The organism is Streptosporangium sp. NPDC048886, assembly GCF_055586905.1.
Genome location: NZ_JBVJHH010000038.1, coordinates 1 through 26,488 on the forward strand (window position 1 = coordinate 1; position 26,488 = coordinate 26,488).

The window sequence follows — 26,488 nt, forward strand, 5'->3', positions numbered from 1 at the left end:
GCCGGTCGATCCCCCACAACGTGTCGTCGCCGACGCAGTAGCAGCCGTGGAAGTAGGTAACTCCGTGGGTGCGGCGGTAGGTGGCCGGCAACCGGTCCGGCCGCCCCCGGCGGGCCCGGCCCGCCCGATCACCTCCAGCGGGGTGCGATCGGTGCGGGCCAGCAGGAACTGGCAGCCTGGCAGGGCCCGGTTCAGGGCCCTGCTCGAGAGAGTCCTCACGACAGCCGCACCGAGACATTGCCCTGGTAGGAGCCCTGGAGCAGGGACAAGAACGCCTGCGGCACGTCTTCGACCTCGCCCTTGATGACCGTTTGCGGGTAGACGAAGCGGCCTTCGCCCAGCCAGGTGCTGAAGTGTTCCCGCCAGGCGGCGATCTGGTCGGGGGTGTGGTAGCAGGAGAACGGCAGCAGCTCGACACCTCTGGCCTGGGCCGCGGCATGGTCGGGCTTGGGGAAGCGCTCGGCCGCGTCGCCGAGTTGGCTGGACAGCGAGCCGCACAGCGCGAAGCGGGCGCCGGGCCTGGCCGCCTGCAGCGCGGCCTGATACTGCTCGCCGCCCACGACGTCGAAGAACACCGAAATGCCTTCGGGTGCGAGCTCGCGGAGCCGGTCGACCGGCGAGCCGTCGTGATAGTCGAACGCGGCGTCGTAGCCGAGCTCGTTCACCAGATAGTCGACCTTGGCCGGGCTGCCGGCGCTGCCGATCACCCGTACCGCGCCCAGGCACTTGGCGATCTGCCCGGCCAGTGAGCCGACCCCACCCGCCGCGCCGGAGACGAACACCACGTCGCCCTCGCCGACGCCCGCCACGTCGGCCATCCCGTAGTGGGCCGTCGGCCCCTGACCGAGGTAGTAGCCAGGGTCTGCGATGGGGTCAAGCTTGGTGTACTGGGCGGCCGGGCCCGCCGAGTACTCGCTCCAGCCGGTCATCGACTGCACCAGGTCGCCAACCGCGAGCTCGGGGCTGTCGGACCGGACGACGGTGCCGATGGCGGCCACGCCCACCCGCTGGCCCGGCTGCCAGGCCGGTACCGGGATGGTGCAGTCCGCGCGCATCAGCTCCAGGTAGGTCGCGGCGAGCCCTACCTGGTCAGTCCGCACCACAACCTCGCCGTCCACCTCGGTGGTGGCGACAGTGAAGTGGTCGAGCGTGGGGGTGCCGGTGATCTGTGCGGTCAGCTGGATCTCACGGGGGATCATTTCTTGGTCCTTATGTCGTACGGCCTTCAAAATCGACTCTAAAGAGACTTCCGGTCATTTTTTGACCGGAAGTCGGGTGAGGATGGCGGTATGGCGAACACCAGCTCACGGACTCTCCGACTGCTCTCGCTGCTGCAGACCCACCGCCACTGGCCCGGCACGGAACTGGCCGAGCGGCTCCGGGTATCCGAGCGGACCCTGCGCCGCGACGTCGACCGGCTGCGCGAGCTCGGCTATCCGGTCAGCGCGGCCCGGGGGACCGACGGCGGCTACCAGCTCGCGCCCGGCGCCGTCCTGCCGCCGCTGCTGCTGGACGATGAGGAGGCGGTGGCTCTGGCGGTGGGCATCGGCGACGCGGCGCAGAGCGGGATCGCCGGGATGCAGGAGGCGTCACTGCGTGCGCTCACCAAGGTGATTCGGGTCCTACCGCCCCGGCTGCGGGCCAGGGTGGACGCCCTGCGGGAGATGACCCTCTCCGTCGCCGCGTCCGGGCCGGTCGTCCCGGCGCAGGTGCTCACGGCGGTCGCCCAGGCCTGCCGGGACCAGGAGCGGCTGCGCTTCGGCTACACCGCCAGAGGCTCCGCCCCCACCGAGCGGGAGGTCGAGCCGCATCGCCTGGTCGCCCTCGGCGGACGCTGGTACCTGGTCGCCTACGACCTGACCCGGCACGACTGGCGAAGCTTCCGCCTCGACCGGCTGATCGAGCCGGCCGGGACCGGCACGCGATTCCGGCCGCGTCCACTCCCGGCCGAGGACGCCGCGGCCTTCGTCCAGGAAGCCAGCGGAGCCCCGGCGCCGTACACGGTCCAGGCGCTCGTCCATGCCCCCGTGACCCGGGTACGGCAGGCGGTCGGCCAGTGGGGCACGATCGAACCGCTCAGCCACGACAGCTGCCGGATCACCATGACTTCGACCTCTCTCGATTGGCCGACCCAGGCGCTGGGCAATGTGGGAGCCGAGTTCGAGGTGCTGGGGCCGCCGGAGTTCGCCGCGCACGTCCAGGAGTGGGGCGCCCGCTTCATCCGGGCCACCAGCGCACCCGGCAGGCCGTCCGTGCCGTAGCCGGATCGCGACGGTGGCGCGGCGTCCGTAGCAGCCGAGGCAATGGAAGGCGTCCCGCAGCGGGCATGCCCTACGCTGTCAAGATCGACTTATGGCCGGTTTCATAGGACGCGCAGTGCTTGCGCATCACGGCCCGGATCGACATCCCCGGCTCGCACATCGCGTCGGATCACCGCGTAGAGCCCGCTCTTGGACTGCGACGGCATCGGGGCCCCTTTGCGGCGAGCAGCACGTTGATGCTCTCACCGCAAGGACCTGGGTGTTGCCGAAACTCATCGATACGACATCGCTGTGATCAGGGGTGTTGCCGAGTTTCATCGACAGACGTTCCCGCTGGACGCGAACAGGACTATCCACGCCTACCTCGATGCGGCGCACCGCCGCCGTCTTCACCCTGCCCCTCGCCCTGGCCGTCATCGCCGGCGATGACGAGGTGTTCGGCCTGTACCAGGCCGGCGCGCACCCGCCACCCGTTGAGAGGCGATGTTGGCCGGGCGCCCTCGGGCGATGACTGGCAGATCGGGTACGTGTTCCGTCATCCACTCAACCACCGCGGTCGCGGCCTCGCCGGCCACTTGATAGGATACAACTGTATCCATTCGGGAGATGAGGCCACCATGCGCATTCCTGACCGGCCGTCAACTTTCACCAGCGACTCTGCCCGTGACAAGTACTACGTCGTCTATGACCGGTTGCTCGGGGAGCTGTGGCCGGTGCCGGTGGACATCATCGACGTGGAGACCCGCGCCGGCAGTGTGCGGATCCACCGGGCCGGGCCCGCCGAGGGGGATCCGGTGGTGCTCCTGGCCGGTGCCGGCGGGAACGCGCTGGCCTGGTACCGCTACATCGAGCTGCTGGCGCGCACGCGCCCGGTCCTTGCCGTCGACCCGCTCGGCGAGCCAGGCCGCTCGGTTCAGAGGCGGCCGCTCGCGACCGGTGTCGAGGTCGGTGGCTGGGTCACCGACGTACTGGCCGCAGTCGGAGCCGAGCGCGCACACGTGGCGGGTTTCTCTTACGGCGGCTGGACCGCAGTGGAGCAGCAACTCGGAGGGGGCGGCCGGGTCGCGGCGCTGACGCTGGTGGACCCGGGCGGCTTCGCGCCGTTGCCCAGGCGGTTCATCCGGTGGGCCCTTGCCGGAGCCATCGCCTCCATGCTGCCTCGTACGTTGCGACACCGCATGGCCGGCGTAGTGGACAACGGGGTGCTGCGCGAGGATGGGCTGGTGGAGCTGATGCGGGCCGGCTGGTCCTTCCGCCGGCGTGTGCCCATCCCGCCCGCCTACACCGACGAGCAGATACGTGAGGTGTCCGTGCCCGTGCAGGTGCTGCTGGGCGCCCGCAGCGCGCTGCTCGACGCGCAGGCGTTGGCCGCGCGGCTGGCCGACATCGCGCCGTCCTGGCGCGTGGAGATTGTGCCCGGCACCGGACATTCGCTGCCCGTCGAAGCTCCGGACCTGGTCGCCGAGCGGATCCTCACCTTTCCCGATCAGGCGCGGCCCGGGACCGCAACGCTGAAGCGCAACACGGACAGCAGGTAGGAAACGGGTATGCCCCGACAGGTGGATCATGATGAGCGGCGGCGCCAGTTGACTGAGGCGCTGCTGCGCATCGCCAGCACCCGTGGCCTGCAGGCGGTGTCGATGCGTGAGATCGCCGCCGAGGCCGGCGTCTCGCTGCGCGTCGTCCAGTACTACTTCACGAACAAGCAGGCCCTGCTCGAGTCCGGCCTCACCGAGCTGGGCGCCCGCATGGACCGCCGGGTCAAGCAACGGGCCGCCGCTACCGCGGGCGAGCTGACACCGCGAGGCGTTTTCGCCGCCGTCCTCGGTGTGATCCTTCCCTCCGACGAGCAGAGCCGCCTGGACTCCATGGCCTGGACCGCCTACTACACCGCCGCCCTCACCGACCCGGCGCTCGCCGCGGTCGGGCTCACCTTGCCCAACGCACTGGAAGACTTCCTCACCGTACGGTTGACCGCCGCACAGCAGGCCGGGGACATCGCCCCCGATCGTGACCCGCGTATCGAAGTCGCCGGCCTTCTGGCTCTCGCCAACGGCCTGACCTCCAGTGTTCTCAGCCGACAGCGCAGCCACGAGGCCGCCACCGGGATCATCGATTACCACCTGGATCGCCTGTTCGGGCCGGCAGCGGCTTGACCCGGCGGGACCGGTGCGGTGGAGGGGAACCGAGTGGCGGCTTGCCGGCGCTGTAGGAGTTCCGGGCCGGTATGGGGCCCCTATGGCGGCCGCGACGCTCGCGCGGGCGGCGCTGTCAGTCCCGCGCGGCGATGGCGCGGCGGTCAGCCGGACCAGGGATGCCGCTCGGCGTGGTCGAGCATGGTCCACGCCTGGCGGAGTTCGCGGCGCAGCGGCTCGGTCCAGCGGCGGATGTCGGGCCGCGGGTCGGCGAACGGGTCGATCCATTCCTCGTCCGGGCCGAAGCGGTCCTCGCCCGGGCCGACACGGCAGCGCTTGCCGAACTCGCCGTAGGCCAGGTCGCCAACGCCAACACCGCTCGCGCGAACCTCGGGTAGGCCGTCCGGCCATCCGAACTCCCAGGAACCACCAAGCAGCCGGGACGTCAAGACCCTAACGATCAGCGATCAAGTCTGCGGCCTGTTTCCGCCGTATTCCGGTGGCACCCCTGGTGGTCGGTTTTCAGGTGCAGAACTCGGCGTTCAGGGCCTGGTTCATGGCCTGGTCGACGGCGGCGTCGTCGGGGGCGGGCAGGGCGGTGGCGGCGATGGTGATGCTGCGGCGGTCGGTGTGGAAGCTGTAGGTGGCACATCCCGGTATGTGGCCCTTGTGCCCCCAGACGGTCGTGCCGCAGGTGGGTGTGCAGGGCGACAGACAGGCCCCGGCCGGTGATCTTCTCGATCAGCAGGCCGAGGGCGGCGTAGCCGGTGTTGGAGTAGGCCCAGGCGCCGCCAGGGGCGGAGGTGGGCGGCAGACCGGTGCCGATGGTGATCAGTTGCCGGGGGTGTAGGTGGTGGTGGCCAGGCGGCGCAGTCCGGCCGGGGTGTTGTCGAAGGTGGCGGCGTAGTCGGCGATGCCGCTGGTGTGGTTGAGCAACATCCGGATGGTGATCTGATCGCCGCGAGACAGCAGGCCGGGCAGGTGCCGGTCGATGGGGTCGTCCAGGGCGAGCTTGTTTTCGCCGGCGAGTTGGAGGATCAGGGCGGCGATGTAGGTTTTGGTGACGCTGCCGATGCGCCAGCGCCCGTTGAGCGGGACGGGGCGTGGGTGCGGGTGTTGCCGGTGCCGGCGGTGCCGCTCCAGCGGCCGTTCTCGTCGCGGGTCTCGGCCAGGGCGCCGGGGGCTCCGGCGGTGACGATCGCCGCCAAGGCGGCCTGGACCGCCTGCCGGCGGGTGGGCGGGGCGGGTGCGGTGTGCTGGGCGGCGGCCGGTGTGGGTACCGAGGCCGGCAGCAGCGGCAGAGTGAGCAGTAGCGGGGCGAGGACGTGTGGTTTCACCAGGGGTCTCCTTGGTCAGGGATCACGGCCGCAAGGCGGTGGATCTCGATTCCGAAAAGTTCGGGGTGCCCTCGGGGACGGCCCGCCGCAGGTGTGCGGGCCGTCCCCGAGGGCGTTCAGGACGGGATGGTCATCGGGCTCGGCGCGCGTTGTGGGCTCGGTCGGCCTTCGCGGTGCTCTGGGTCATGGGCTGGCAGGGCGGTGTCTGGAAGACCACGCCGTCCAGGAAGTTGCCGAAGGTCGGACGGCCTCCGGCGGCCGATACCGACTTGAAGGCGAAGCGGGTGACGGTCTGCCCGGCGGGCACGACGTAGGTGCCGCTGTAGTGGCCCCAGGCGGTGTTGCCGTCGGAGATGTCCGGGGAGGAGGCCCCGGTCGGGGTCTGGGGCACGGGTGCGCCCGGGGCGCCGATGAGCACCCGCATCACGTCGGTCCCCAGACGGCCGCGGTGATACAGCGACCAGGTCATCTGGGTGCCGGGAACGGTGGGGACGTCCTGGTAGAGCGTGGAGACCTGGGTGGCGTTGAGTTCGGCGAACTGCCGGCCGTCGGCGGCCGGGACCCCGCTCGCGCCGCTGGGCCAGAACTCCAGTTTGTGGTCGGAGGCGGTGGTGTGCCAGCCGACGGCGGGGTTGATGGAGGCGTCGTCGATGGAGTAGTCGATCCGGTTCACGGGCGGGGTCTCGAAGCTGCCGTTGACCAGGTTGATGGGCTCGCGGGTGCAGATGACGGCGACGGTGACCGTGGCGGTGGCGCTTCCGCAGGCGGTGGTGATGGTGTAGGTGAAGGTGTCGGTGCCGCCCAGGCCCGGGTTGGGCGTGTAGATGACGGTGTTGCCGGAGATCGTCGCGCTGCCGTGGCGGGGCTGGGTGACGCCGGTGATCGTCGGCGCCGTCCCGGTGTCGTTGGCCAGCACGGGCACGGTGACGGCGGTGCCCTCCGTGGTGGTGGCGGTGTCGTCGACGGCGTTGGTGGGTGAGATGGACTGGCCGTTGACGATGTGGATCGGCGGGGCGGGGGTGTTGTTTCCGAGCTGGCCCGGGAAGGCGATTACGCTGCTGATCCCGCTCGGCCGAATCGTCATGCTGCGCCCTACGGTGCCCTGCCTGACCTGGAAGGTGATGACCTTCGCAGGCGGGTCGGTCTTGGTGCCCGGCGAGGTGATCGACAGGGTGTTGCCGTTGATGACGCCGGTCCCGGACTGGCCGACGATGTCGGCGCTGGCTCGCAGGGACGACAGGTCCCAGGTGGTGGTGTAGGTCCTGACCAGCAGTGGCCAGCGGGCCGTGCGGTGGGTCAGGGTGAGGGTGAAGGTGGTGCCGGGGGCGATCTGCCCGCCCCACAGGGACGGGGAGGTGGTGACCGCCACCGACCCGTTGCCCAGCCTCAGGCCGAGCACGTTCTTCCAGTAGTAGTCGACGGGGTAATTGTGCTGCCCGTGCCGGACGCAGGGTGCGGCGGCCTGTGTGGTGGCCTGCCGAGTCGTAGCGCCGGTGTGGGCATCGGTGTCGGCCACCGCCGGGGTCACCCATGCGGCCAGCAGCGTGGTCAGGGCACAGGTAAGCGTGGTGAACGCGGACCTGGGCCGTTGTGATATCGCCATGGAACTCCCGATCTATGTGGAACACGTTCAAGATCAAATCCATAGCGATGTTACTGAGTGCAATTGGAGAATTTCGTTCAGTGGCCATCGCGGAGATTCCGTGTCGTCCTCGCCGATCACCGCCCGCCGATCACCGCCCGCCGATCGCTTCCGCCGGCGCGCACCGCCGACGCTGGGACGCTGGAAAGTCGCGCTCCCGCCCGAACCGTCGGTGAGATGAACCCCCGCGGGCGGGACGGCCGGGGGTGTGCGAGGTCTCGGTCGCCGGCGGGCGGGGTCGTCCCTGGCGGGGGCGCGTTGGGGCGGTCTTCGGCGAACGTGGTCAGTGTTTGTTTCTCCGCCGGATCGACGCTCAAGGCCCGGCGCAGCTTGACCGCGGTCCGTTCGGCCAGGTGTCGGCGGCGGGCTGGGGCACACGGCGGCAGCCGCTGACCGGGATCCTTGCCGGGTTCGCTGTGGTTGCTGCGCGCGGTTACCGCGACCAGGTGGTGCGGCTCGTCCAGGCCGAGGCGCCCGAATCGGGGTGTCTGTTACGTCACTTTCCGTATTCGATCTGCTGCGTTCTGTGTGCCTGGTGGATCGGTGGCCCATCGCCGCGAGCAGTGCCCGCGGCGGTGGTTCCCCCGGCCCCTGCGCCCACCCCGCCCAGGAAGGAAGCCTCCGTCGCCTGGGAGATCACTGACGCGCTGGTCGCGCTGCCGCTGCGCACGGTGCACGCGATCGCGGCCCGCGCGGATCGGCGGGTGACCAAGCGGCTGGTGGCCGAGTGCAGGCGGGTGCACGACACGGCATCCGTTTCCCGTGATCGGATTCAGCTGCCTGAGGCGGCAAAGTAAGTCAAGCCTTACTTTCGGTCGTTTTTCCTCTCCATGTTGGAAGTCGCCGCCCCGAATACACGCTCGTGGAGGCGCGTCGCCGTGCGTGAACGGGCGTTCGCTTTAGCGCGCGTGTACACCTGCCACCGGCAGGGCGCGACGCGATTTCGGCGGCTCCGCGTTCGACCGGAAACCGTAAAGGGAGAACTCAACATGGGGAAGAACATCGGCGAGAAGGCGATTCAGTTTCACGGCGGGCCGGGCTATCCGAGCGACCTGTTGTTCGAGGCGTTCGAACCGCTCGCCCTGGAACGCGAAGTCATCTGGTACGACCAGCTCGGGGTGGGGCGTTCGGATGGATCGACGACGCCTCGCTGCTGACGGTGGATCGCTTCCTCGACGAACTCGGCGCGGTCATCGGAGGTCTCGGCCTGGAACGACCTCACGTCTATGGCCACTCCTGGGGAGCCATGCTCGGGCTGCAGTACGCCGCCGAGCGCGCGCCCGAATGGACGAGTCTGATCTGCGCCAACGGACTGGCCGGCGTCCCCCGGTCCGAAGAAGAGGTACGAGATCTACTGGCGAAGCTACCGGGCGATGTCCTGGACCGCACCTACGGTCGTGAGCTGCGAGGAGAGACGGATGATCCGGATTACTGGATCGCCCAGGGCGAGTACATGCGCGCGTGCGTCGTGCGCACCTCTTCGGTGAGCCTCGACCCGGATCTCATGAGCTTGATCACGTTCCGGATGTTGATCGGTCAGGCGGACTACCACGTGACGGGAGCCCTCAAGGATTGGGACATCTTCGACAGGCTTGAACGGATTCGAGTTCCTACGCTGGTCCTCGGCGGAGAGTTCGACGGATGCGTTCCCTCGCATCTCGCGGATATCGCCGGCCGTATCCCGGATTCCGAGCATGTCACGCAGTCCGGCGCCGCCCACATGGGCTATCTCGAGGAGGAACCGCTTCGCCGCGAGTACGTCTCCATCATTCGGGACCACATGGAGCGGATCGAAGCGCGCTCGTGGCGGCGATCCGCCGGCCGGCTGGCCGCCCCGGTCGGCCCCCGCTCACCGGGCACATTGTCGGGCGGGTCTTACCGGACTTGCTGACCTGGACTGCAGCAGGGCCGCCGGACGCCTTGAGGAGTCCCGGTGAACGATCCCCTGACGGGACGCCAGCACAGACTCCCAACCGCCACCGCCGGCCCCCGAGTCCCGCCCGCACGGGCGGAACCGGCCGTCAGGTGAGACCCGTCCGCCCCGCCCGCACGGGTGAAAACGCCGGGCGACCGGACCGCTCCTCATACAATGACCCGATGGTCTCCCCCGTGAGCGGTCCCGAAGTGAGCGACGCGTTGCGAGTGCTGCACCGCGTCTTCGGCTACGACTCGTTCCGGGAAGGCCAGCAAGAGATCATCGACCACGTCGTCGACGGCGGCGACGCGCTGGTGCTCATGCCCACCGGCGGCGGCAAGTCGCTGTGCTACCAGATCCCCGCTCTCGTGCGAGAGGGCGTCGGCGTGGTCGTCTCACCGCTCATCGCGCTCATGCAGGACCAGGTCGACGCCCTGACGGCGCTCGGCGTGCGGGCCGGGTTCCTCAACTCCACACAGGACTCCGACGAGCGCCGGCAGGTCGAGTCCGCCTTCCTCGACGGCGAGCTCGACCTGCTCTATCTGGCTCCGGAGCGGCTGCGGCTCGACTCGACGCTGCGGCTGCTCGACCGCGGCACGATCTCCCTGTTCGCCATCGACGAGGCGCACTGCGTGGCCCAGTGGGGACACGACTTCCGCCCCGACTACCTCGCCCTGTCCACGCTGCACGAGCGCTGGCCCGCCGTGCCCCGCATCGCGCTGACCGCGACCGCCACCGAGGCCACCCACGCCGAGATCGCCTCCCGCCTGAATCTGGAGAAGGCCCGGCACTTCGTGTCGAGCTTCGACCGCCCGAACATCCAATACCGCATCGCGCCGAAGAACGAGCCCCGGCGCCAACTGCTCGCTCTGCTGCGCACCGAGCACTCCGGAGACGCGGGCATCGTCTACTGCCTGTCGCGCTCCTCGGTGGAGAAGACCGCCGAGTTCCTGGTGGGCAACGGCATCCAGGCGCTGCCGTACCACGCGGGGCTCGACGCGCGCACCCGGGCCGCCAACCAGGCGCGTTTCCTGCGCGAGGACGGCCTCGTCATGGTCGCCACCATCGCCTTCGGGATGGGCATCGACAAGCCCGACGTGCGCTTCGTCGCCCATCTCGACCTGCCCAAGTCCGTCGAGGGCTACTACCAGGAGACCGGCCGGGCCGGGCGCGACGGCCTGCCCTCCGTCGCCTGGCTGGCCTACGGGCTCCAGGACGTCGTGCAGCAGCGCAAGATGATCGACACCTCCGAGGGCGACGACGCCCACCGGCGCCGCCTGGGCACCCACCTCGACGCCATGCTGGCCCTCTGCGAGACGGTCGAGTGCCGCCGCGTGCGGCTGCTGGCCTACTTCGGCCAGCAGAGCACCGCCTGCGGAAACTGCGACACGTGCCTGACGCCGCCGCAGTCGTGGGACGGCACGATCGCCGCCCAGAAGCTCCTGTCGACGGTGCTCAGGCTCCAGCGCGAGCGGCGCCAGAAGTTCGGCGCCGGTCAGATCATCGACATCCTGCTCGGCAGGGAGACGGCCAAGGTCACCCAGTTCGACCACCACTCCCTGACGGTGTTCGGCATCGGCACGGAGCTGAGCGAGGCCGAGTGGCGCGGTGTGGTCCGCCAGCTGCTGGCCCAGGGCCTGCTGGCCGTCGAGGGCGACTACGGCACGTTGCTGCTCACCGACGCGAGCGCCGAGGTGCTGGGCCGCCGGCGCCAGGTCCTGCTGCGGCGCGAGCCCGAGCGGGCGGCGCGGGCCAGGTCGGAGACGGCGGCCCGGGGTGGCGGGTCCCGTCGCGCCGCCCCCGCGGAGCTGCCCGAGGAGGCGGTGCCGGTCTTCGAGCGGCTCCGCGCCTGGCGCGCGGCCACCGCCAAGGAGCAGGGCGTGCCGGCCTATGTGATCTTCCATGACGCGACCCTGCGCGAGATCGCGACCGAGCCTCCGTCGTCCCTGGCCGAGCTGGGCCAGGTGAGCGGTGTGGGCGAGAACAAGCTGGCGAAGTACGGCCGGCAGATCCTGGACGCCCTCGAGGAGGCCGCCTCCGGCGACGACCCGGTTCTCACGCTCCAGTGACATCCCCGGCCGGTCCCCGTCACGGCGGCGAGAGTGCCGCCGTGACGGGGACCGGCCAGTGATGCCTCGCGCGGCCCCCCGACCGGCGCGTTCAGGTGCTGGTGCGTGACCACCAGGCGGCCGTGTCGGGCTCCAGGACCGCCTGGAGCCCGTTGGAGCGCATGTCGCTGCTGGCCAGCAGCAGCGTGCCGGGCGACTCCAGGACGACGGGGTCGGCGCCCAGGTTGACCGTGCACAGCAGTCCGGGCTCGCGGGTGAAGAAGAGCGTCTCCGGCGGCGAGTCCAGCCACCGCATCGTCCCCCTGCCCAGGGCGGGGTGGGTACGGCGCAGGCGCACGGCGTTGCGGTAGAGGTTGAGGAAGGGCCGGGGGTCGCCGAGCTGCGGGATCACCGCCTGCCTGCCCCAGTCGCGGGGGATCGGCAGCCAGCTCGGGTCGGCTCCCGGCGGGGAGAAGCCGAACGACGACTCGCCGCCCGCCCACGGGATCGGCACCCGGCTGCCGTCACGGCCCCGGTCCGCGCCGGCCGTACGGAAGAAGATCGGGTCCTGCAGCACCTCGTCGGGGAGGTCGAGGACCTCCGGCAGGCCGAGCTCCTCCCCCTGGTAGATGTAGACCGAGCCGGGCAGCGCCATGGTGAGCAGCGCGGCCGCGCGCGCCCGCCGCGTGCCGCGCCGTCCTCCGCCGTAGCGGGTCACGTGGCGGACCTGGTCGTGGTTGGACAGCACCCACGTGGTGGGCGCGCCGACCAGGTCGGTGGCGGCGATCGAGGCGTCGACCACCTGGCGGAGCGGGCCGGCGCCCCAGTCGGCGGCGAGATAGTTGAAGTTGAACGCCTGGTGGAGCTCGTCGGGCCGGACGTAGTTGGCCAGCCGGGCCGGTGACGGCGGCCACACCTCCGCCACCCCGATGCGCTCGCCCGGGTAGGAGTCCAGCAGCCGCCGCCAGGAACGCAGGATCTCGTGCACGCCGTCCTGGTCGAAGAAGGGCAGCGGAGCGCGGCCGAGCAGCTTGAGCTGGCCGGTGAACCCGGCGTCGGGGAGCCCCTCGGCCTTGACCATGCCGTGGGCCACGTCGACGCGGAACCCGTCCACGCCGATGTCCAGCCAGAACCGCATCACGTCCTCGAACTCGGCGCGGACCTCGGGGTTTTCCCAGTTGAGGTCGGGCTGCTCGGGGGCGAAGAGATGCAGGTACCACATGCCGTCGGGCAGCCGGGTCCACGCGGGCCCGCCGAAGCTCGACTCCCAGTCGTTGGGGGGCTGGGCCCCGTCCTCCCCACGGCCCGGCCGGAAGACGTAGCGCTCCCGGGCCCCGGGCTCGTCGCGCAGCGCCTGCGCGAACCAGGGGTGCTCCGAGGAGGTGTGGTTGGGCACGATGTCGATGAGCACGCGCATGCCCAGGCCGTGCGCCTCGGCGACGAGGGCGCGGGCGTCGTCGAGGGTGCCGAGCCGGGGGTCGACGGCGCGGTAGCTCGACACGTCGTACCCGCCGTCGTGCAGCGGGGAGGGGTAGAAGGGGGTGAGCCAGATGGCGTCCACGCCGAGGTCGGCGAGGTAGCGCAGGCGGCTGCGCACGCCCAGCAGGTCGCCCATGCCGTCGCCGTTCCCGTCGGCGAAACTGCGCACGTAGATCTCGTAGATCACCGCATCGCGCCACCACTCGGACGGCGGGGGCGTGGACGGGGCCGGCGACGGGACGGCACAGGGGGCGACGGACCGTTGCGTCACTTGTGCTCCTTGCAGGTGGGGACGTCGAACCTGGCTGTGCGGGGCCTCCGGTCGGCCGTGCCCGCCGCCGTGGAGGATCACGGTGATCTCCGCGGTTACATGCATGCATGTTATGCATTCACGTTACGTAGACGTCAAGGGGGCGTAATGGCCGATTCGCGAGAGCCCCGGGCGCCGCCCGCCCCGCACGGCTCTCCACGCCGAGCCCGGGACGGGTCCGTACCCGTGTTCACTCAAGTCCCAGGCGTGACTACCCGTTTCACGAACAAGCTGCCGACATTCTGGAATGATCGCGTCCATATCCTGTCGGACATCGAGACTGACGGACAGTGACTGATGCCCCCCATCGATCAAATCACCGCCTTCACGTCGGACCATCCGGTCGGAACGGTCATCATCTGCGTGGTCGCGCTGGCCCTGCTCGGCCTGGCCTACTTCGCCCTCCGTGCCGCCTACCGTGCGGGCAACCGGTTCTTCCACCGTTACGTCGCCCCCCGCCCGGCCGAGGACATCCTCACCATCGTGGCCGCGTGCATCGCCACGGGCGTGTCCGCCCAGGGCATGTGGCGCTTCTCCGGTGACGTGCTCGGCTTCGACGGCCCCCTGCGGCTGCTGCTCTTCGCGTTCATCGAGGTCGCGGTGATCACCAGTGCCGTGCGGGCCCGCCGCAACATGCGGGAGAACTACTCCGCGGGCATCGACGGCGTCGCGGTGTGGACCCTCACCGGGCTGTCGGCGGTGCTGTCGAGCATGGACGCACGCAGTCTCGCCGAGGCCGTCTTCCGGCTGGCCGCCCCGCTGGTGGCCGCGTGGCTGTGGGAGCGCGGCATGGCGATCGAACGGCACCGCATCACCGGGCGGGCCCGCATCAACTGGCGGATCACCCCCGAGCGCATGCTCGTCCGTGTCGGGCTGGCCGAGGCCAGCGACCGGACCGCGAGCGAGGTGGACGCCCACCGGAGGTTGACCCGGGTCGCGCTGGCGGCCAAGCGCGCCCGCGCGCTCCGCGAGGCCGGGGCCTCCGACCGCAGGATGCGCGCGGCGCTCGTCAAGCTGGACCGGGCGATGGACCAGGCGGTGGAGCACACCGGCCTGGCGGTCGACACGGCTCGCCAGGAGGCGCTGCTGTCCCAGATCGGCGCGCTCTACAACACCTCCGCCCTGATCGACCTGAGCCCGCCCGTCCCGTGGGCCCCCGAGCCCGAGCAGCCGCAGGCGCTGCCCGCCGCCCGGCCCTCGGCCTACGACGACGACGAGGACGACGAGGCCGAGGTGGTGGAGACCGCCCTGCCGGTCGTCGACACCGCGCAGCGCGCGGCCCTGATGCGGGCGGCGCGGGAATACTGGGACCAGCAGATCGAGCGGAAGTTCGTCCCCCGCGCGGCCGACATCGCCCACGAGACCGGCATCACGCTGGCGACCGCCCGCGAATACCGGGCGCTGTGGAAGCTGGAGCCACGGGCGCACGCCCTGATCGAGGCCGCCTACAACGAGCACGGGATCGTCGACACCGGCACCTTCCCGGCCATCGAGACGCAGGAGCGGATCCTGACGGTGAACGGCTCGGCGCCCGCCTCCTGAAGCCGGTTGGCCGGGGCCGCCGGCGGACCTCCGCCGGCGGGGCCGCGACGGCGGGAGGCCCGCCGGCCCCGGGCGCACCCGGCGGCGCGCGGGGCCGGCACCCACGGGATCGTCCGGACGGCGCGCATTCCGAATTGCCGTCGCCGACAATGTGTTCAGGGGCCGTGAACGGCGAGAAGGCCCGGAGGAGGCGTGGTGGTCTGGCTGCGGCGGCTTATCCAGGACATGAAAGTCCGGCAGAACGTCGATGCCCATGTCGTGACCATCGTGGTGTTCGCCTTCGCCGTCGTCTCGATCTTCGGAGACGTGGTCCCCGATCAACTGAAATGGGCCGCGCTCCTTTCCGGAGTGGGAATTCTGGTCTACCGGCTCACATTGCCGGAAGAGCGCTCGGAGATCTCCACGAGCATTCTGGGGGACCGGTCGGCGTTCGACTCCGTGCCGTTGTCGTCGGCCCTGGCCAATGCGCGTGATGTGCGGGTGTTCGCGCCGTCGGCGGTGAACCTGCTCTCCGCGCACACGTGCGAGGTCCTGCGTAAGTCCGTGCTCGCCCGTACGGGCGGATCGGTCCGCATCGTGATTCTCGACCCGGCGGAGAAGGCCGCGGTGCGGATGGCCTCCAGGCAGCTGGACGACTCCGTCGAATTCCCGGTCCAGAAACTGCCCGCGGCGCTTGAGAGCGCGGTCGAACGGCTGGACCTGATGAGCGGCTGGGAGATCGAAGGACAGTTCCGCTACCGGCTCCTGCCCTACAGTCCCGGATTCAGCATCGTGCTCATCGACCCGGACAGCTCGAAGGGCCGGGCGATCGTCGAGATCCACGGTTTTCACAATCCGTCGACTTCGTCGCGGATGCACCTGGAGCTCAGCCGCGCGCAGAACGAGCGCTGGTATTCCTACTGGGTCCGGCAGTTCGACTACATCTGGCGGGAGGCGGCGCAGCCGGAGGTCACTCCTGCGGGAGCAGACGCCGGGCCTGCTCCCGCAGATGCTCGGGAAGGGCGGGATCGGTCGCCCTGATCGCCTGGGCGGCCAGGTCCGCGCCGGCTGCGGCGTTGCCGAGGATGACGCGGATGCGGGCGGCGCGCAGCAGCACGGGGCCGTTGCCCCCGGCGTTGGCGATCGCGTCGGCCGCCTCCTGCTCCGCGGCGTCGAAGCGGCCGGCCAGCGCCAGCGCCAGCGCGCGGGCCGCCAGGGTCGCGGGCCGCTGGTGCTGGCGGACCAGGTCGAGGTCGCGGAGCGCGGCCTCGGGCTGGTCCAGGTCGGCGAGGATCGCCCCGCGCAGGGCGAGGGCGTCCAGCAGGGCGTCGCCCGCCACGGCCAGCGCGCTGTTCAGGACGATCAGGGCCGAGCGCGGCTGCCCGACGTGCCACAGCGCCTGGGCGAGGGCGGTCTGCGCGGACATGTCGCCCGGTATTCTGGCGGCGGCTGCGGTCAGCGCGCTGACCGCGGTGGGATAGTCGCCCAGGCTCAGCGACAGACGGCCCTTGGCGGCCAGGACCCGGCCCACGCCGTCGGCCCGCTGGAGCACGGCGAACATCTCCGCCGCCGCGTCGTAGCGCCGCCACGCGGTCTCCGGGTCTCCGGTCCCGACCGCGACGTCGCCGAAGATCGCCTCGGCTTCGGCGCGCACGCCCAGGTCGTCGAACTCCGCCGTGCGCACCGCGTCTTCGGTCAGCTCCCGCGCGTGGGCCCACTGGGCCCTGGAGAGGGCGGTCCGCGCCGCCTGGAGGAACGTCTCGGGGTCGGTGTGCCGGATGGCGGCGATGAGACGGTCGTGCTGCAGCTCGTACCAGCGGGCGCCCGCCCGGTATTCGGCCTTGAGCATGTGACGGTCTTCCAGGGCCCTGACCACGGCGTTGGGCATGCCGGCGGTCTGGTCGAGCCCTTCGTAGGCGGTGCCCCGGGTGCCGTGCTCGGTGATGAAGGTGCGCCTGAGCCAGGCCCGGATGCTGCCCTCGGGCACGTTGAGCTCTTCGGCGACCTCCCGCAGCATCCGCCGGCAGAAACCGGCCAGGAAGCGGTCGACGGTGGCGTGCAGCCGTACGTGGTCGACGGTGATCTCGTGGACGTCGGGCGGCAGCGACTCCCACAGCGCGGCGCAGACCACCTGGAGCTGCACCGGCTCGACGCCGCTGACCCTCAGCACGGTCTTCTCACCCTGGTCGCTGTATATCGTCACGGTCTGCAGGTCGTCGACCAGCATCTCCGCGGCGTTCTCGCCGAACCTGCGCTCGGTGCCCTCCAGCGGTCGGCGGGTGGCCTCCAGCGCGGCCTCCCGCCGGAAGGGCAGCAGGTGGAACCAGGAACGGGAGCCCTGGCCCAGCACGCGTTCGAAGGGGACGATGGAGGCGAGATACTCCTGGCGCATCGACAGCAGCAGGCGCAGCCCGGCGTGGGCCTGGAGGGCGTCGGCGAGCTGGGCGACGAACTCCTCCAGGTCGGACTCCCCGTAGGGAGCCCCGGTGAACATCTCCTCGGCCTGGTCGATGGCGATCAGCGTCGGGATGGGGTCGTCGTAGCGGTCGACGCGCGCCGGGTGCCGGTCGAGGAAGTCGCGGACGGTCAGCCCGGCGAGCTCGGCGGGCGGCGCGGCCGACCACGACGACAGCAGGCTCAGGGTGTAGACGCTGCGCACCGGCGTGGCGGTGACGAGGAGGGCGGGGTCCGGGGCGACCCGGCCCACCGGCAGGACGTCGACGCGGTCGGGGTCGAGGAGCGGCAGCACCCCCGCCTGCAGGAGGGAGGTCTTGCCGACGCCGGAGGCGCCGTAGAGGACGGTCAGCCTGTCGGCCTGCCAGAGGGTGGCGATCTCGCGCGATTCGCGCTCGCGGCCGAAGAACAGGCCCTCGTCCCGCCGCCGGAAGGCGCGCAGCCCCACGTACGGCTGGCCCGTCTCGTTCTGCAGGTGGCCGGTGGAGGTCATGCGTCCGGTCCCAGCCGTCGCCGCAGCTCCTGGCAGAACTCGGCCGCGGTGCCCCAGAAGATCGAGATGCGCCATCCCGCGTCGAGGTATCGGACGAGATACTGTTTCGCCCGCTCCTCGGCCTCGGCTATCGGGGTGTTCAGCGGCGGCAGCAGCTGCACGCTCACGTGGCGCCGCAGGCGGACGGCCGGGATGGCGCGGAGCAGGCCGTGGAAGAGCACGCGGAAGGTCCAGTCCTGCAGGCTGTAGCCCACGAACAGCAGGGGGCGGGTGGTCATCGCGCGCAGCACGGGGATGGGGATCAGCGTCCGGTTGCCCGACGCCTGTGCCGCCGCCACGTTGGCCAGATACTCGAGATAGTCGTCCTCGATGAGGACCAGGGACGAGGGTTCGGCCCAGCTCCCGTGCAGGTGGTAGACCAGTGGTTCGTCGAGCGAGGGCTCCGGCAGCTCCGGGGTCTCCTGGGGGTTGCGGTCGGCCCAGGAGCACATCGCCGTGTGAGCCGCCTTGCCCTCGCCCGCCAACGCCTCCACCAGGAAGTTGTCGTAGTTGGTGGTGAGGAAGACGCGCAGGTTGAACTTGGCCAGGAGCGCGTGGGGCTCGCCGGCGTGGCCGAAGTCGGGCAGCCCGTGCGACTGGAGGTATTCGCAGATCTGTTCTTTGAGGTAGACCGGGTCGCCTTCCAGCACCGCCGCGTACTGCATCACGCGGGCGAGGTCGTGGTCATCAGGAAAAGGGTATTTATAGCTTTTTGCCCATTTTCTGCTGAGTTCGGAGCCGGTCGGGAGAGTGCCGTAACAGGCCCCCGCGCCGAGAAAGGGCGTGCAGTCTCCACTGCGGAGTTGGTCGATCAGTCGCCGCCAGTCCGCGTCGTCCACGACACCGCCCTGGTTATTGGTGGAAGGTCCCTTTGTGACACCTTGTGTCGCACATCCAGGGCGGTGTCGTCAAGTCCCGCTAGATTGACGATGTGAATCCGGCGACCGGGCCGGTGTCCTCCTCGCTAAGCAACCGGCGCAGTGCGAGCGCGAGACTGGACTCACCGACTTGGTCGAGGTCACTCAGCCTTATGTCGGTCACATCGATGAGGTCTGTGCCGAAATCTGTAGCTTGCTCACCCACCTGGGCTCCCTGGCTCCTCAAACATCTTGACGCCTACATCCTTCCATGTTATGAAGTCAACTTCGACCGTAGGGTAGACGGGGATGTTTGTAGCTATAAGGGAGTTTTGCTACCTGCGGCTGCAGGGACTGAAGCTCCTTTTTGTATTTCGTTGTCACGAAAGTGTTCCAAGTTAAGCGAGCCGAATAGAAAGTTCTGTCCAACTGGCTTATAAACATTCAGTTAACCCAGGGCTAGCATGAGCGCAGAATCAGTCAGTGGAGGCGATCGCGTGTCTGTCGCGCACTCTTCCGGGGCGTCACGGACGCCGGGACGGTCACCGGACGTATGGGGCAAGGTTCCGCAGCGGAACAAGAACTTCACCGGCAGAGACGATCTGCTCGAACAGCTGCGCAAGGGAGTCACCGCCGAGGTCACCGCGGTGGTCCCGCACGCCCTCCACGGACTGGGCGGCGTCGGCAAGACCCAGGTCGCCATCGAATACGCCTACCGCTACAGATCCGCCTACGACCTCGTCTGGTGGGTCCCCGCCGACCAGCCCGTGCTGGTCCGCTCCTCCCTGGCCGGGCTCGCCCCCTATCTCGGCCTGCCCTCGGCGGCGACCACCGGCATCGAAGACGCGGCCACGGCGGTGCTCGACGCGCTGCGCCGCGGCGAGCCGTACGACAAGTGGCTGCTGATATTCGACAACGCCGACCAGCCCGAGGACCTCAACGAGATCGTGCCCCGGGGCCCGGGACACGTCCTGATCACCTCCCGCAACCACCGGTGGCAGGGCGTCGTCGACACCGTCGCCATCGACGTGTTCGGCCGCGAGGAGAGCATCGAGTTCCTGAGCAAGCGGGTGTCCAAGGCGATGAGCCGCCAGGAGGCGGACCGGCTGGCCGAGGAGCTCGGAGACCTGCCGCTGGCGCTGGAGCAGGCGGGCGCGCTCCAGGCCGAGACCGGCATGTCCGTCGACGAATACCTGCGGCTGCTCCACGAGCAGACGGCGCTGCTGCTGGCCGAGAGCAAGCCGTCCGACTATCCGGTGTCGATGACCGCCGCCTGGTCGCTGTCGGTGTCGCAGCTCGTCTCCAAGATGCCCGAGGCGGTCGAGCTCCTGCGCTGCTGCGCCTTCTTCGGCCCCGAGCCCATACCCCGCGACGTGTTCGCGCCGCTGTCGGAGCAGGCCGAGGCCGAGTCCCGGCTCGGCGCGCTGCTGGGAAACCCCATCCTCGTCAGCCGGGCCATCCGCGAGCTCGGCCGCTACGCGCTGGTCCGTCTCGACTCCGTCAGCCGCACCATCCAGGTCCACCGGCTGGTCCAGGCCCTCCTGCGCGACGAGCTCAGCGAGCGCGACAGCGCGAGCTTCCGGCACGAGGTGCACCTGCTGCTGGCCGCCGCCGCGCCCGAGGAGCCCGACGACAACACCGCCTGGCCCCGCTACTCCGAGCTGCTCGGTCACGTGACGCCCGCCCGCGTCGCCCAGAGCCGGGAGCCGCAGGTCCGCCGCTTCGTCCTCGACGTGGTGCGCTACCTCTACTCCTCCGGAGACTTCAGGTCGGCGCGGGTGCTCGTCGAGGGCCTCCTGGCCCAGTGGCGGGAAGACTCCAGCGATGACGACGAATACGTGCTCTCGGCCCAGCGGCACCTCGGCATCGTCGTGCGCGAGCTCGGCGAGTATCAGGCCGCCTACGACCTCAACCGGGTGACGCTCGCCCGCATGTTGGAGGTGCTCGGCCCGGAGCACGCCGAGACGCTGCTGCTCACCAACAGCTACGGCGCCGACATCCGGGCGCGCGGCGAGTTCTCCGCCGCCCTGGAGCACGACAAGGAGTCCCTGCGCCAGCACGAGGCGGTGTTCGGGCCCGACCACCGGCGGACGCTGCGCGCGATGAACAACCTGAGCATCGACTATCTCCTGCTCGGCGACTACACCGCGACCCGCCAGCTGCTCGAGCGCACCTACATGGTGCAGAGCAGGGCCGGCTCCGGCTCCAGCAAGCAGAACATCCTCGCCTTCCGCAACGGCCTCGCCCGGGTGGTGCGGCTGAGCGGCGAATACTTCGAGGCCTGCGACCTGGGCGAGGACGCCCTGGAGTACGGCCTGCAGGAGCTCGGCGCCGACCATCCCTGGACGCTGCGCACCGCCAAGGACCTGTCCATCGCCAAGCGCCGGGCCGGAGCGATCGACGAGGCGCTGGAGCTGGCGGAGAACACCTTCGAGCGGCAGGAGCGCATCTTCGGCCGGGACCACCCCGACACCCTCGCGGCGGCCCTGTGCCTGGCCAACGCGCTGCGCGCCGGCGGGCGCACCGGCGAGGCCCTCGACCTCCTCCGTGACACCTCCACCCGCTACCCGACGATGTACGGCGAGGACCACCCCTTCAACTACGGGTGCGCCACCAACCTCGCGCTGCTGCTACGGGTCCACGGAGACGCCGAGCAGGCCCGGCAGCTCGACGAGATATCGCTGGAAGGGCTCAACCGGACGCTCGGCGTGGACCACCACTACTCGCTGACCTGCGCCATCAATCTCGCCAGCGACCTCGCGGTCCTCGGCGAGAGCGCCGCCGCGCTCGTCATGAGCCAGGACACCCTCGTCCGGCTGCGCGAGGTCCTCGGCGTCGACCACCCGCTCACCCTGGCCTGCGCCACCAACCTGGTCCAGGACCTGCGGGCGGAGCGGAGGGACGACGAGGCGGACGTCCTGTGGGCCGACACCTTCGAGCGCTACCACCGCGTGCTGGGGCAGAACCATCCCGACGTCATCGTGGCGGCCCGCAACGACCGCCTCGACTTCGACTTCGACCCGCCGGCGATCTAGCCGTTGCGCTCGACCCACCGGTCGTGATGGCGCCGGCCCGCCTCGCGGGCCAGCGCCAGGGCCTCGGCCGGGACGGGCTCGGCCGCGCACCCGTCCAGCCGGGCGACCATGCCGGCCAGGAAGATCTCTCCCGCCGCGGTCAGCCGCCCGCTGCCCTGCAGCGTCCCGCAGACCATGCGCGCCGCCTCGTGCCACTGCGCGAACTCGGCGCTCGCCAGGACGGCGGCCTTGCCGTTCTCGTGCGCGCGCTGGCGCCGCCAGAACTCGGTGACGCCGAGATAGGCGTAGGCCCCCTGGAGCAGCCCGCCCAGCGGCCGGGGGTCGTCGCGCCAGGGCGCGTAGTGCCGGGAGCCGTCGTCGGGCAGCAGCAGCGTGACGACGTCGAGCAGGGCCGAGAGTTTGGCGTGCTGGATCTCGTGGGCGAGCGTCACCGCGAGCGAGCATCCGTCCAGCGGCTCCGACAGCGCCACGCAGCCGAAGGTCTCGCGGGAGGACGCGCTCGTCTGCCCCCCGCTCTCGGGGGCCATCGGCGCGAACACGGAGGCGACCGTGGCGGCCTCGTCGGCCACCGTCGTATGGTGCCGGACGAGCAGCTCCCAGGCCGAGTCCAGCGTGGACTGCCAGTACGACACCTGCGTCGGGCTGAGCCGGCCGCTCAGGTCGGCCGAGCCCGGCATGCGGTAGGGGTCGAGGTCGTCGACCAGCACCCGCAGGCGCCTGCCGCCGGACTCGGACTCCAGCGCCCGCAGGGGCAGCCACCCGGGGGTCTCGGCGCCGGACGGGGAGATCTCGACCCGGAAGCCCTCCGCCGTGACCTCCGCCCCGCCCCCGGCGCACCGGACCGTCGCGGCGGCGGCGCCGCCGGGCAGGAGGACCTGCCCCACCGAGGGGAGGGTGAGGACCGCGTCCGTCACGGGCACCTCGACCGTGCAGGCCGTACCGGAGCGCAGCGCGGCGGCGGCGGCCAGCGCCCCGAGCTGTCCGGGCACGGCCGGGCCGCCGGACTCCGACAGTCTTCTGACGGTGTGCCGGGCCCACGCCCCGACCGACGGGTAGCGCAGCACCGCGTCGACGGCCTCCGGATGCCCGGCCTGGAGGGCCGTGAGGATGTCGTAGCCGCCGCGCGCGGCGTCCGCCTGGGGATGCCCGGCCGCCCGCGCGGTGTCCACGACCCCGCGCACGAGCAGCACGTGCTTGCTGTACTGGGTGGCCGCGAGCAGGCGCGCCGCGGCCGCGCCCCCCGCGCCGGCCGACAGCTCGGAGAAGGTGTCCGCCGGAATCCGGTGCTCGCGGAGGTTCATCGGGATCCTTTCAGCGTGGACACATCAGTTGCGACGGCTCGCCTGATGTGGGTGATGAGGCGCAGGAGGTCGGGACTGTAGACCGAGGGGTTGGCGAAGCCGCTGCCGGCGCGGTAGCGGTGGGCGTAGAGGCCGCCGCCGCACACGCGGGCCACCGGACAGGCCGCGCACTGCGGCGCCAGGGCCAGCTCGCCGATCTGGCGCGCGGCGACGGAGGGGAGCGTCAGCGCCGCGTCGAAGGGGTCACGGGTGACGTGCAGCCCGGTGGAGGCCGCGCCGTCGTAGGCGGACTTGAGGATGTCGGACTGCTCGATCCCGCCGTCGGTCTCGACGACCACCGTCCCCACCGGGGAGAGCCCCACCTGCTCGTTGGCGGAGGCTCCGCCCAGCAACAGGTGCATGATCTCGCCGAAGAGCCGGACCCGGGTCTGCGGGCGGGGAGATCCGTACCACCGGTCGAAGACGGCGATCAGCCAGTCGGCGTACGGCGTGGCGTCCGAGCCCGGCACGCGGCCGGGCGGGGGAGCGGACCAGTTGCCGTGGGGGAGGAGGAAGTCCACGGCCGGCGGGTCGAAAGCGACAAGCGCCTCATAGGTAGCGATCGGGTCGTTGCGCAGGTCGACGGCGCACAGCAGCCCGGCGAACAGGTGCCGGAAGGGGGCGGAGGAGAGCCGGCCCAGGGCGGCGGCGACCGCCGCGTGGCTGCCCTCGCCGTTGGGGCGCCGCCTGCTCCTGTCGTGCATCTGCGCGTCGCCGTCGAGGCTGACCCCGACCCGCACGCCCAGCTCGTCGAAGAGCCGGAGGTAGGCGGTGTCGAGCAGGGTCGCGTTGGTCTGGAGGCTGACGTCGACGCGGCTGCCGGGGCCGACCGCGGAACGGATCGAGGAGACCGCCTCCCGGATCGGCTCCCGGCCGGCGAGCAGCGGCTCGCCGCCGTGCAGGATCACCTCGACCGAGGGCAGCGCGTGCGCGTGGACGTGCTCGGCGATCCGGGCGGCGACCGCGGCCACGACCTCCGGGGACATCTGGCGGGGACGCGAGCGCCAGCTCTGGTCCGCCATCTCGTACATGTAGCAGTAGTCGCACGCGAGATCGCACCGGCTGTGGATCTTGAGGATGAACTGCCGGAACGGGGTGGGGCGCCAGCCACCCGCCATCAGCTCCGTCACGTCGAGGGTGGACGGCCATTCGGGCACAGACGAGCCTCCACGCTGAGACCGGATGTGTAACCCGTCGTGACGGGAGAGATCAGCATAGCGAAGCCCTCCCGGCGTTCCCGGTATTTCGCCGATGCCGCTCCCCGGCCCCGTCCGGAGGCGGTGTGGCCGGTCCGGGTGGGACGGTCGGCCTGGACGGGACGGCTGGTCGCTAGTCGACCTCGGCGCTGCCGTTCACGCGGAGCTTGCGGCGGGCGCGCTCGTAGAAGCTCGTGGTGCCCAGCCGCACGACCCAGGCGAAGGCGCGGATCGCGGTGACGGTGACCTGGTCGCCGGGCGACAGGTGGGCGCCGATCGCCCCGTCCACCTCCATCGCCAGCCGGCCGCTGGTCGGGAGGACCTCCAGGTCGACCCGCTCGTCGGCGGAGAGCACCAGGGCCCGGTTGAACGCCGAGTGGGCCGCCGCGGGCACGACGAGGAACCCCTCGACCGTCGGGGAGACGATCGGGCCGCCCGCGGAGAAGCTGTAGGCGGTCGACCCCGTGGGGGTCGCGACGATGACGGCGTCGGCCGCGTAGCGGACGAAGGGGTGCCTCTCCACCGTGATCGCCACCGCCGACAGCCCGTCGCCGGGGGTGCGCACCAGGGCGATGTCGTTGAAGGCGGTCACCGTCTCGCCCGAGGGCAGGGTGACCCGCACCGCCATGCGGGGCTCGACGGTGTAGTGGTGGTTGTCGATGGCCGACAGCGCGGAGGACAGTTCGTCGACGTCTATCTCGGCGAGGAAGCCCAGCTTGCCGAGGTTCACGCCGAGGATGGGGGTGGGGCGCCCGGCGATGAGCCGCATGGTGCGCAGCATGGTGCCGTCGCCTCCCAGGCTGACGAGCAGGTCGGCACGGTCCACCAGGGTCTCGACGTCGACCGGCACCGCGCTGCAGTCGATGCGCCCGACCTCGTCGGGCAGGCCGTACACGGTCACGCCGTGCAGGCGGGCCCACTCCACGATCGTGTCGATGGCCACCTTGGAGTCACGTTGCGGGTGCAGCACCAGCCCCACCGTTTCGACCATCCCCATGCCGCCACTGTACGGCGCGCCGCCGGGTGCCGGTCCCCCGCCCGGACCGTACCGGCGGGCGGCGTGCCCCCGGTCTCAGGCGGCCGGTCTCAGCTCTGGCGTTCCGCCTTCATCCGCGCCTCGTAGATATGGCGGCGCCCGCCGGCCAGCTCGTCCCTGATCCGCTTCTCCAGCCCGGTGAAGAAGCGGTAGTAGCCGTCGTCGTACTCCTCCATGATCTGGAAGGTCCACCGGTCGGGCAGCACGTTGCGGCCGATCAGCTCGTCGGCCACGACGTCGGCCAGGTCGCTGTGGCCCGCGGCGCGCAGCAGCTCCACGACCCGGTCGAGCTGCAGGTCGGCATGGCCGGTGAGCTGGTGGAAGGAGTAGAGGTGGCCCCGGGCCCGCTCCGTCGTCTCCAGTGCCTCGGAGAGCCTGCCCAGCGCTTCGGCGGTCGTGTCGTCGATGTCGGGAGCCGAGCGTTCGGCCGTCCGTCCGTCAATGGTCACATGCCCTCCTCGGAACGGCCCCTGCCGATCCGGGCAGGGGCACGGCCCCGGCGGTCGCGGGCCGGACAGGCCCGCCCGGCCCGCGACCGCCGGGGCTGGACTCGGTCACCGCCGCCTTTCCGGTCTCCAAGCTGCGGAAACCTCTGTCTACCCACGCTGGGGGCAGCGAATCGCCGGAGCCGGGCGCGGCCACGGCGACCGGCGGCCACGGCCCGCCCGCACGGGGGTCCCGGGGAACACCCCGGCCGTCGCGATCGTTCTTCTAAGTGTCACTCCCCTCTCCGCGGGCACATGTCCGGCAGCCGAGCACTGGGAGCGTGGATCATGACAGTCACCGGCATCATCACCGCCATCGTCATCGGAGCGATCATCGGCGCCCTGGGCCGTCTGGTCGTGCCGGGACGGCAGAGCATCCCGATCTGGCTCACCATCGTGATCGGCATCGTCGCGGCCCTCATCGGCACCGCGATCGCCGGCGCGCTGGGGGTGGGCGTCACACGGGGAATCGACTGGATCGAGCTGGCCATCCAGGTCGTCCTGGCCGCCGTGGGCGTCTTCCTGGCGGCCAGCATGTACAGCAGACGCGGGCTCCGCTAGCCGTGTCGACCGCGGGTGTCGTCGACGGCAGAGCCTGATCGACAGCGGAGACCTCCGTACGCGCCGAAGGAGCCTGGGCTCCACACCGCGTACGGAGGTCTCCGTATTTCCGCCTCCCGCCCGGCCGCACCGTCCCGTCCGGCCGCACCGTCGCCCCGCCCGGCGGCTCACGGCCGCCGGCCCGACGGGACCGGTCCGGGCCGACGAAGGGACGGATCGCCGGGAAGGTCGCAGACGGGCATGGCCTCCGCAGCAACCGACAAAACTCAGTTATTAACTCCTATTCTGTCATTTCACGGTAATAGCGATATTCGCTTTTTACTGAATTATTTTTAATGCTTGAC

25 protein-coding genes and 2 pseudogenes are annotated in these 26,488 nt (G+C 70.7%); 12 read left to right on the forward strand and 15 right to left on the reverse strand.

The window, feature by feature from the left end; genetic code table 11:
• Both ACZ6R6_RS36485 and ACZ6R6_RS36490 read right to left on the reverse strand, forming a co-directional pair.
• A pseudogene (locus ACZ6R6_RS36485) lies at window positions 1-124 on the reverse strand (IS630 family transposase); the annotation flags it as partial.
• A gap of 91 nt (window positions 125-215) precedes the next feature.
• Window positions 216-1,199 carry a zinc-binding dehydrogenase gene (locus tag ACZ6R6_RS36490; protein ID WP_470101239.1) on the reverse strand — a complete coding sequence of 328 codons (984 nt, stop codon included), beginning with the start codon at window positions 1,197-1,199 and terminating at the stop codon, window positions 216-218.
• Between the two features lie 90 nt (window positions 1,200-1,289).
• On the opposite strand from ACZ6R6_RS36490, the gene ACZ6R6_RS36495 reads away from it, so the two are divergent.
• The 4 genes from ACZ6R6_RS36495 (at window position 1,290) to ACZ6R6_RS36510 (ending at window position 4,417) form a co-directional block, all read left to right on the forward strand.
• Window positions 1,290-2,261: a helix-turn-helix transcriptional regulator gene (locus ACZ6R6_RS36495; RefSeq protein ID WP_470101241.1), complete on the forward strand. Its 972-nt coding sequence runs from the start codon at window positions 1,290-1,292 to the stop codon at window positions 2,259-2,261.
• 367 nt (window positions 2,262-2,628) lie between these two features.
• A complete protein-coding gene (locus tag ACZ6R6_RS36500; RefSeq protein ID WP_470101243.1) occupies window positions 2,629-2,772 on the forward strand; it encodes a hypothetical protein in 144 nt (47 codons plus the stop codon).
• 106 nt (window positions 2,773-2,878) lie between these two features.
• Window positions 2,879-3,799, forward strand: a complete 921-nt coding sequence (locus ACZ6R6_RS36505; RefSeq protein WP_470101245.1) for an alpha/beta fold hydrolase — start codon at window positions 2,879-2,881, stop codon at window positions 3,797-3,799.
• Window positions 3,800-3,808: 9 nt separating this feature from the next.
• The gene (locus ACZ6R6_RS36510) at window positions 3,809-4,417 is read left to right on the forward strand and encodes a TetR/AcrR family transcriptional regulator (protein WP_470101247.1); all 609 of its coding nucleotides are present in this window, start codon (window positions 3,809-3,811) and stop codon (window positions 4,415-4,417) included.
• 143 nt (window positions 4,418-4,560) lie between these two features.
• On the opposite strand, the gene ACZ6R6_RS36515 is transcribed toward ACZ6R6_RS36510, so the two are convergent.
• From ACZ6R6_RS36515 to ACZ6R6_RS36535, 5 genes and pseudogenes are all read right to left on the reverse strand, one after another.
• Window positions 4,561-4,845 carry a hypothetical protein gene (locus tag ACZ6R6_RS36515; RefSeq protein WP_470101249.1) on the reverse strand — a complete coding sequence of 95 codons (285 nt, stop codon included), beginning with the start codon at window positions 4,843-4,845 and terminating at the stop codon, window positions 4,561-4,563.
• A gap of 11 nt (window positions 4,846-4,856) precedes the next feature.
• Window positions 4,857-5,231 (reverse strand): serine hydrolase, encoded by a 375-nt coding sequence (locus ACZ6R6_RS36520; protein WP_470101403.1) that lies wholly within the window; start codon window positions 5,229-5,231, stop codon window positions 4,857-4,859.
• A gap of 107 nt (window positions 5,232-5,338) precedes the next feature.
• Window positions 5,339-5,470 (reverse strand): annotated as a pseudogene (locus tag ACZ6R6_RS36525) (serine hydrolase domain-containing protein); the annotation flags it as partial.
• Window positions 5,434-5,733: a hypothetical protein gene (locus ACZ6R6_RS36530; RefSeq protein ID WP_470101251.1), complete on the reverse strand. Its 300-nt coding sequence runs from the start codon at window positions 5,731-5,733 to the stop codon at window positions 5,434-5,436. The gene ACZ6R6_RS36530 and the pseudogene ACZ6R6_RS36525, both read right to left, overlap by 37 nt.
• Window positions 5,734-5,863: 130 nt before the next feature.
• Window positions 5,864-7,336: an Ig-like domain-containing protein gene (locus tag ACZ6R6_RS36535; protein ID WP_470101253.1), complete on the reverse strand. Its 1,473-nt coding sequence runs from the start codon at window positions 7,334-7,336 to the stop codon at window positions 5,864-5,866.
• Between the two features lie 329 nt (window positions 7,337-7,665).
• Here ACZ6R6_RS36535 and ACZ6R6_RS36540 point away from each other — a divergent pair, with 329 nt between their 5' ends.
• The 4 genes from ACZ6R6_RS36540 to recQ all read left to right on the forward strand — a co-directional run bounded on the left by ACZ6R6_RS36540 (window position 7,666) and on the right by recQ (window position 11,359).
• Entirely contained in the window at window positions 7,666-8,172 is a 507-nt protein-coding gene (locus ACZ6R6_RS36540; RefSeq protein ID WP_470101255.1) for a hypothetical protein, read from the forward strand.
• A 192-nt stretch (window positions 8,173-8,364) separates the two neighbouring features.
• Window positions 8,365-8,532, forward strand: a complete 168-nt coding sequence (locus ACZ6R6_RS36545; protein WP_470101257.1) for a hypothetical protein — start codon at window positions 8,365-8,367, stop codon at window positions 8,530-8,532.
• Window positions 8,533-8,534: 2 nt separating this feature from the next.
• On the forward strand, window positions 8,535-9,266 hold the full coding sequence (locus ACZ6R6_RS36550; protein ID WP_470101259.1) for an alpha/beta fold hydrolase: 732 nt from the start codon (window positions 8,535-8,537) through the stop codon (window positions 9,264-9,266).
• Between the two features lie 206 nt (window positions 9,267-9,472).
• Window positions 9,473-11,359, forward strand: a complete 1,887-nt coding sequence (recQ, locus tag ACZ6R6_RS36555; RefSeq protein ID WP_470101261.1) for a DNA helicase RecQ — start codon at window positions 9,473-9,475, stop codon at window positions 11,357-11,359.
• Window positions 11,360-11,450: 91 nt separating this feature from the next.
• On the opposite strand, the gene ACZ6R6_RS36560 is transcribed toward recQ, so the two are convergent.
• A complete protein-coding gene (locus ACZ6R6_RS36560; protein ID WP_470101263.1) occupies window positions 11,451-13,088 on the reverse strand; it encodes a glycoside hydrolase family 13 protein in 1,638 nt (545 codons plus the stop codon).
• A 336-nt stretch (window positions 13,089-13,424) separates the two neighbouring features.
• Between ACZ6R6_RS36560 and ACZ6R6_RS36565 the strand changes: the two genes are divergently transcribed.
• Both ACZ6R6_RS36565 and ACZ6R6_RS36570 read left to right on the forward strand, forming a co-directional pair.
• Window positions 13,425-14,669 carry a hypothetical protein gene (locus tag ACZ6R6_RS36565; RefSeq protein ID WP_470101265.1) on the forward strand — a complete coding sequence of 415 codons (1,245 nt, stop codon included), beginning with the start codon at window positions 13,425-13,427 and terminating at the stop codon, window positions 14,667-14,669.
• Window positions 14,670-14,861: 192 nt separating this feature from the next.
• Complete coding sequence (locus ACZ6R6_RS36570) at window positions 14,862-15,689, forward strand: hypothetical protein (protein WP_470101267.1); 828 nt, start codon at window positions 14,862-14,864, stop codon at window positions 15,687-15,689.
• Here the strand turns inward: ACZ6R6_RS36570 and ACZ6R6_RS36575 are convergent.
• The 3 genes from ACZ6R6_RS36575 to fxsA all read right to left on the reverse strand — a co-directional run bounded on the left by ACZ6R6_RS36575 (window position 15,619) and on the right by fxsA (window position 18,717).
• Window positions 15,619-17,595: an nSTAND1 domain-containing NTPase gene (locus tag ACZ6R6_RS36575; RefSeq protein WP_470101269.1), complete on the reverse strand. Its 1,977-nt coding sequence runs from the start codon at window positions 17,593-17,595 to the stop codon at window positions 15,619-15,621. The two genes, ACZ6R6_RS36570 and ACZ6R6_RS36575, sit on opposite strands and share 71 nt — an antisense overlap.
• Window positions 17,592-18,299, reverse strand: a complete 708-nt coding sequence (locus ACZ6R6_RS36580) for an SIR2 family NAD-dependent protein deacylase (protein WP_470101405.1) — start codon at window positions 18,297-18,299, stop codon at window positions 17,592-17,594. Before ACZ6R6_RS36580 ends, ACZ6R6_RS36575 begins: the two co-directional genes overlap by 4 nt.
• Before the next feature lie 253 nt (window positions 18,300-18,552).
• The gene (gene fxsA / locus ACZ6R6_RS36585) at window positions 18,553-18,717 is read right to left on the reverse strand and encodes an FxSxx-COOH cyclophane-containing RiPP peptide (protein WP_370879707.1); all 165 of its coding nucleotides are present in this window, start codon (window positions 18,715-18,717) and stop codon (window positions 18,553-18,555) included.
• A 271-nt stretch (window positions 18,718-18,988) separates the two neighbouring features.
• On the opposite strand from fxsA, the gene fxsT reads away from it, so the two are divergent.
• Window positions 18,989-21,526 (forward strand): FxSxx-COOH system tetratricopeptide repeat protein, encoded by a 2,538-nt coding sequence (gene fxsT, locus ACZ6R6_RS36590; protein ID WP_470101271.1) that lies wholly within the window; start codon window positions 18,989-18,991, stop codon window positions 21,524-21,526.
• On the opposite strand, the gene ACZ6R6_RS36595 is transcribed toward fxsT, so the two are convergent.
• The 4 genes from ACZ6R6_RS36595 to ACZ6R6_RS36610 form a co-directional block, all read right to left on the reverse strand.
• A complete protein-coding gene (locus tag ACZ6R6_RS36595; RefSeq protein WP_470101273.1) occupies window positions 21,523-22,827 on the reverse strand; it encodes an HEXXH motif domain-containing protein in 1,305 nt (434 codons plus the stop codon). The genes fxsT and ACZ6R6_RS36595 overlap by 4 nt on opposite strands.
• Window positions 22,824-24,023, reverse strand: coding sequence for an FxsB family cyclophane-forming radical SAM/SPASM peptide maturase (locus ACZ6R6_RS36600; RefSeq protein ID WP_470101275.1), 1,200 nt, complete (start codon window positions 24,021-24,023; stop codon window positions 22,824-22,826). The genes ACZ6R6_RS36595 and ACZ6R6_RS36600 overlap by 4 nt, the downstream gene beginning before the upstream one ends.
• A 172-nt stretch (window positions 24,024-24,195) precedes the next feature.
• Window positions 24,196-25,059 (reverse strand): NAD(+)/NADH kinase, encoded by an 864-nt coding sequence (locus tag ACZ6R6_RS36605; RefSeq protein WP_306867205.1) that lies wholly within the window; start codon window positions 25,057-25,059, stop codon window positions 24,196-24,198.
• An 89-nt stretch (window positions 25,060-25,148) separates the two neighbouring features.
• Window positions 25,149-25,547, reverse strand: coding sequence for a hypothetical protein (locus tag ACZ6R6_RS36610; protein WP_470101277.1), 399 nt, complete (start codon window positions 25,545-25,547; stop codon window positions 25,149-25,151).
• A gap of 324 nt (window positions 25,548-25,871) precedes the next feature.
• On the opposite strand from ACZ6R6_RS36610, the gene ACZ6R6_RS36615 reads away from it, so the two are divergent.
• The gene (locus tag ACZ6R6_RS36615; RefSeq protein WP_470101279.1) at window positions 25,872-26,144 is read left to right on the forward strand and encodes a GlsB/YeaQ/YmgE family stress response membrane protein; all 273 of its coding nucleotides are present in this window, start codon (window positions 25,872-25,874) and stop codon (window positions 26,142-26,144) included.
• The last annotated feature ends 344 nt before the right edge of the window (window positions 26,145-26,488 follow it).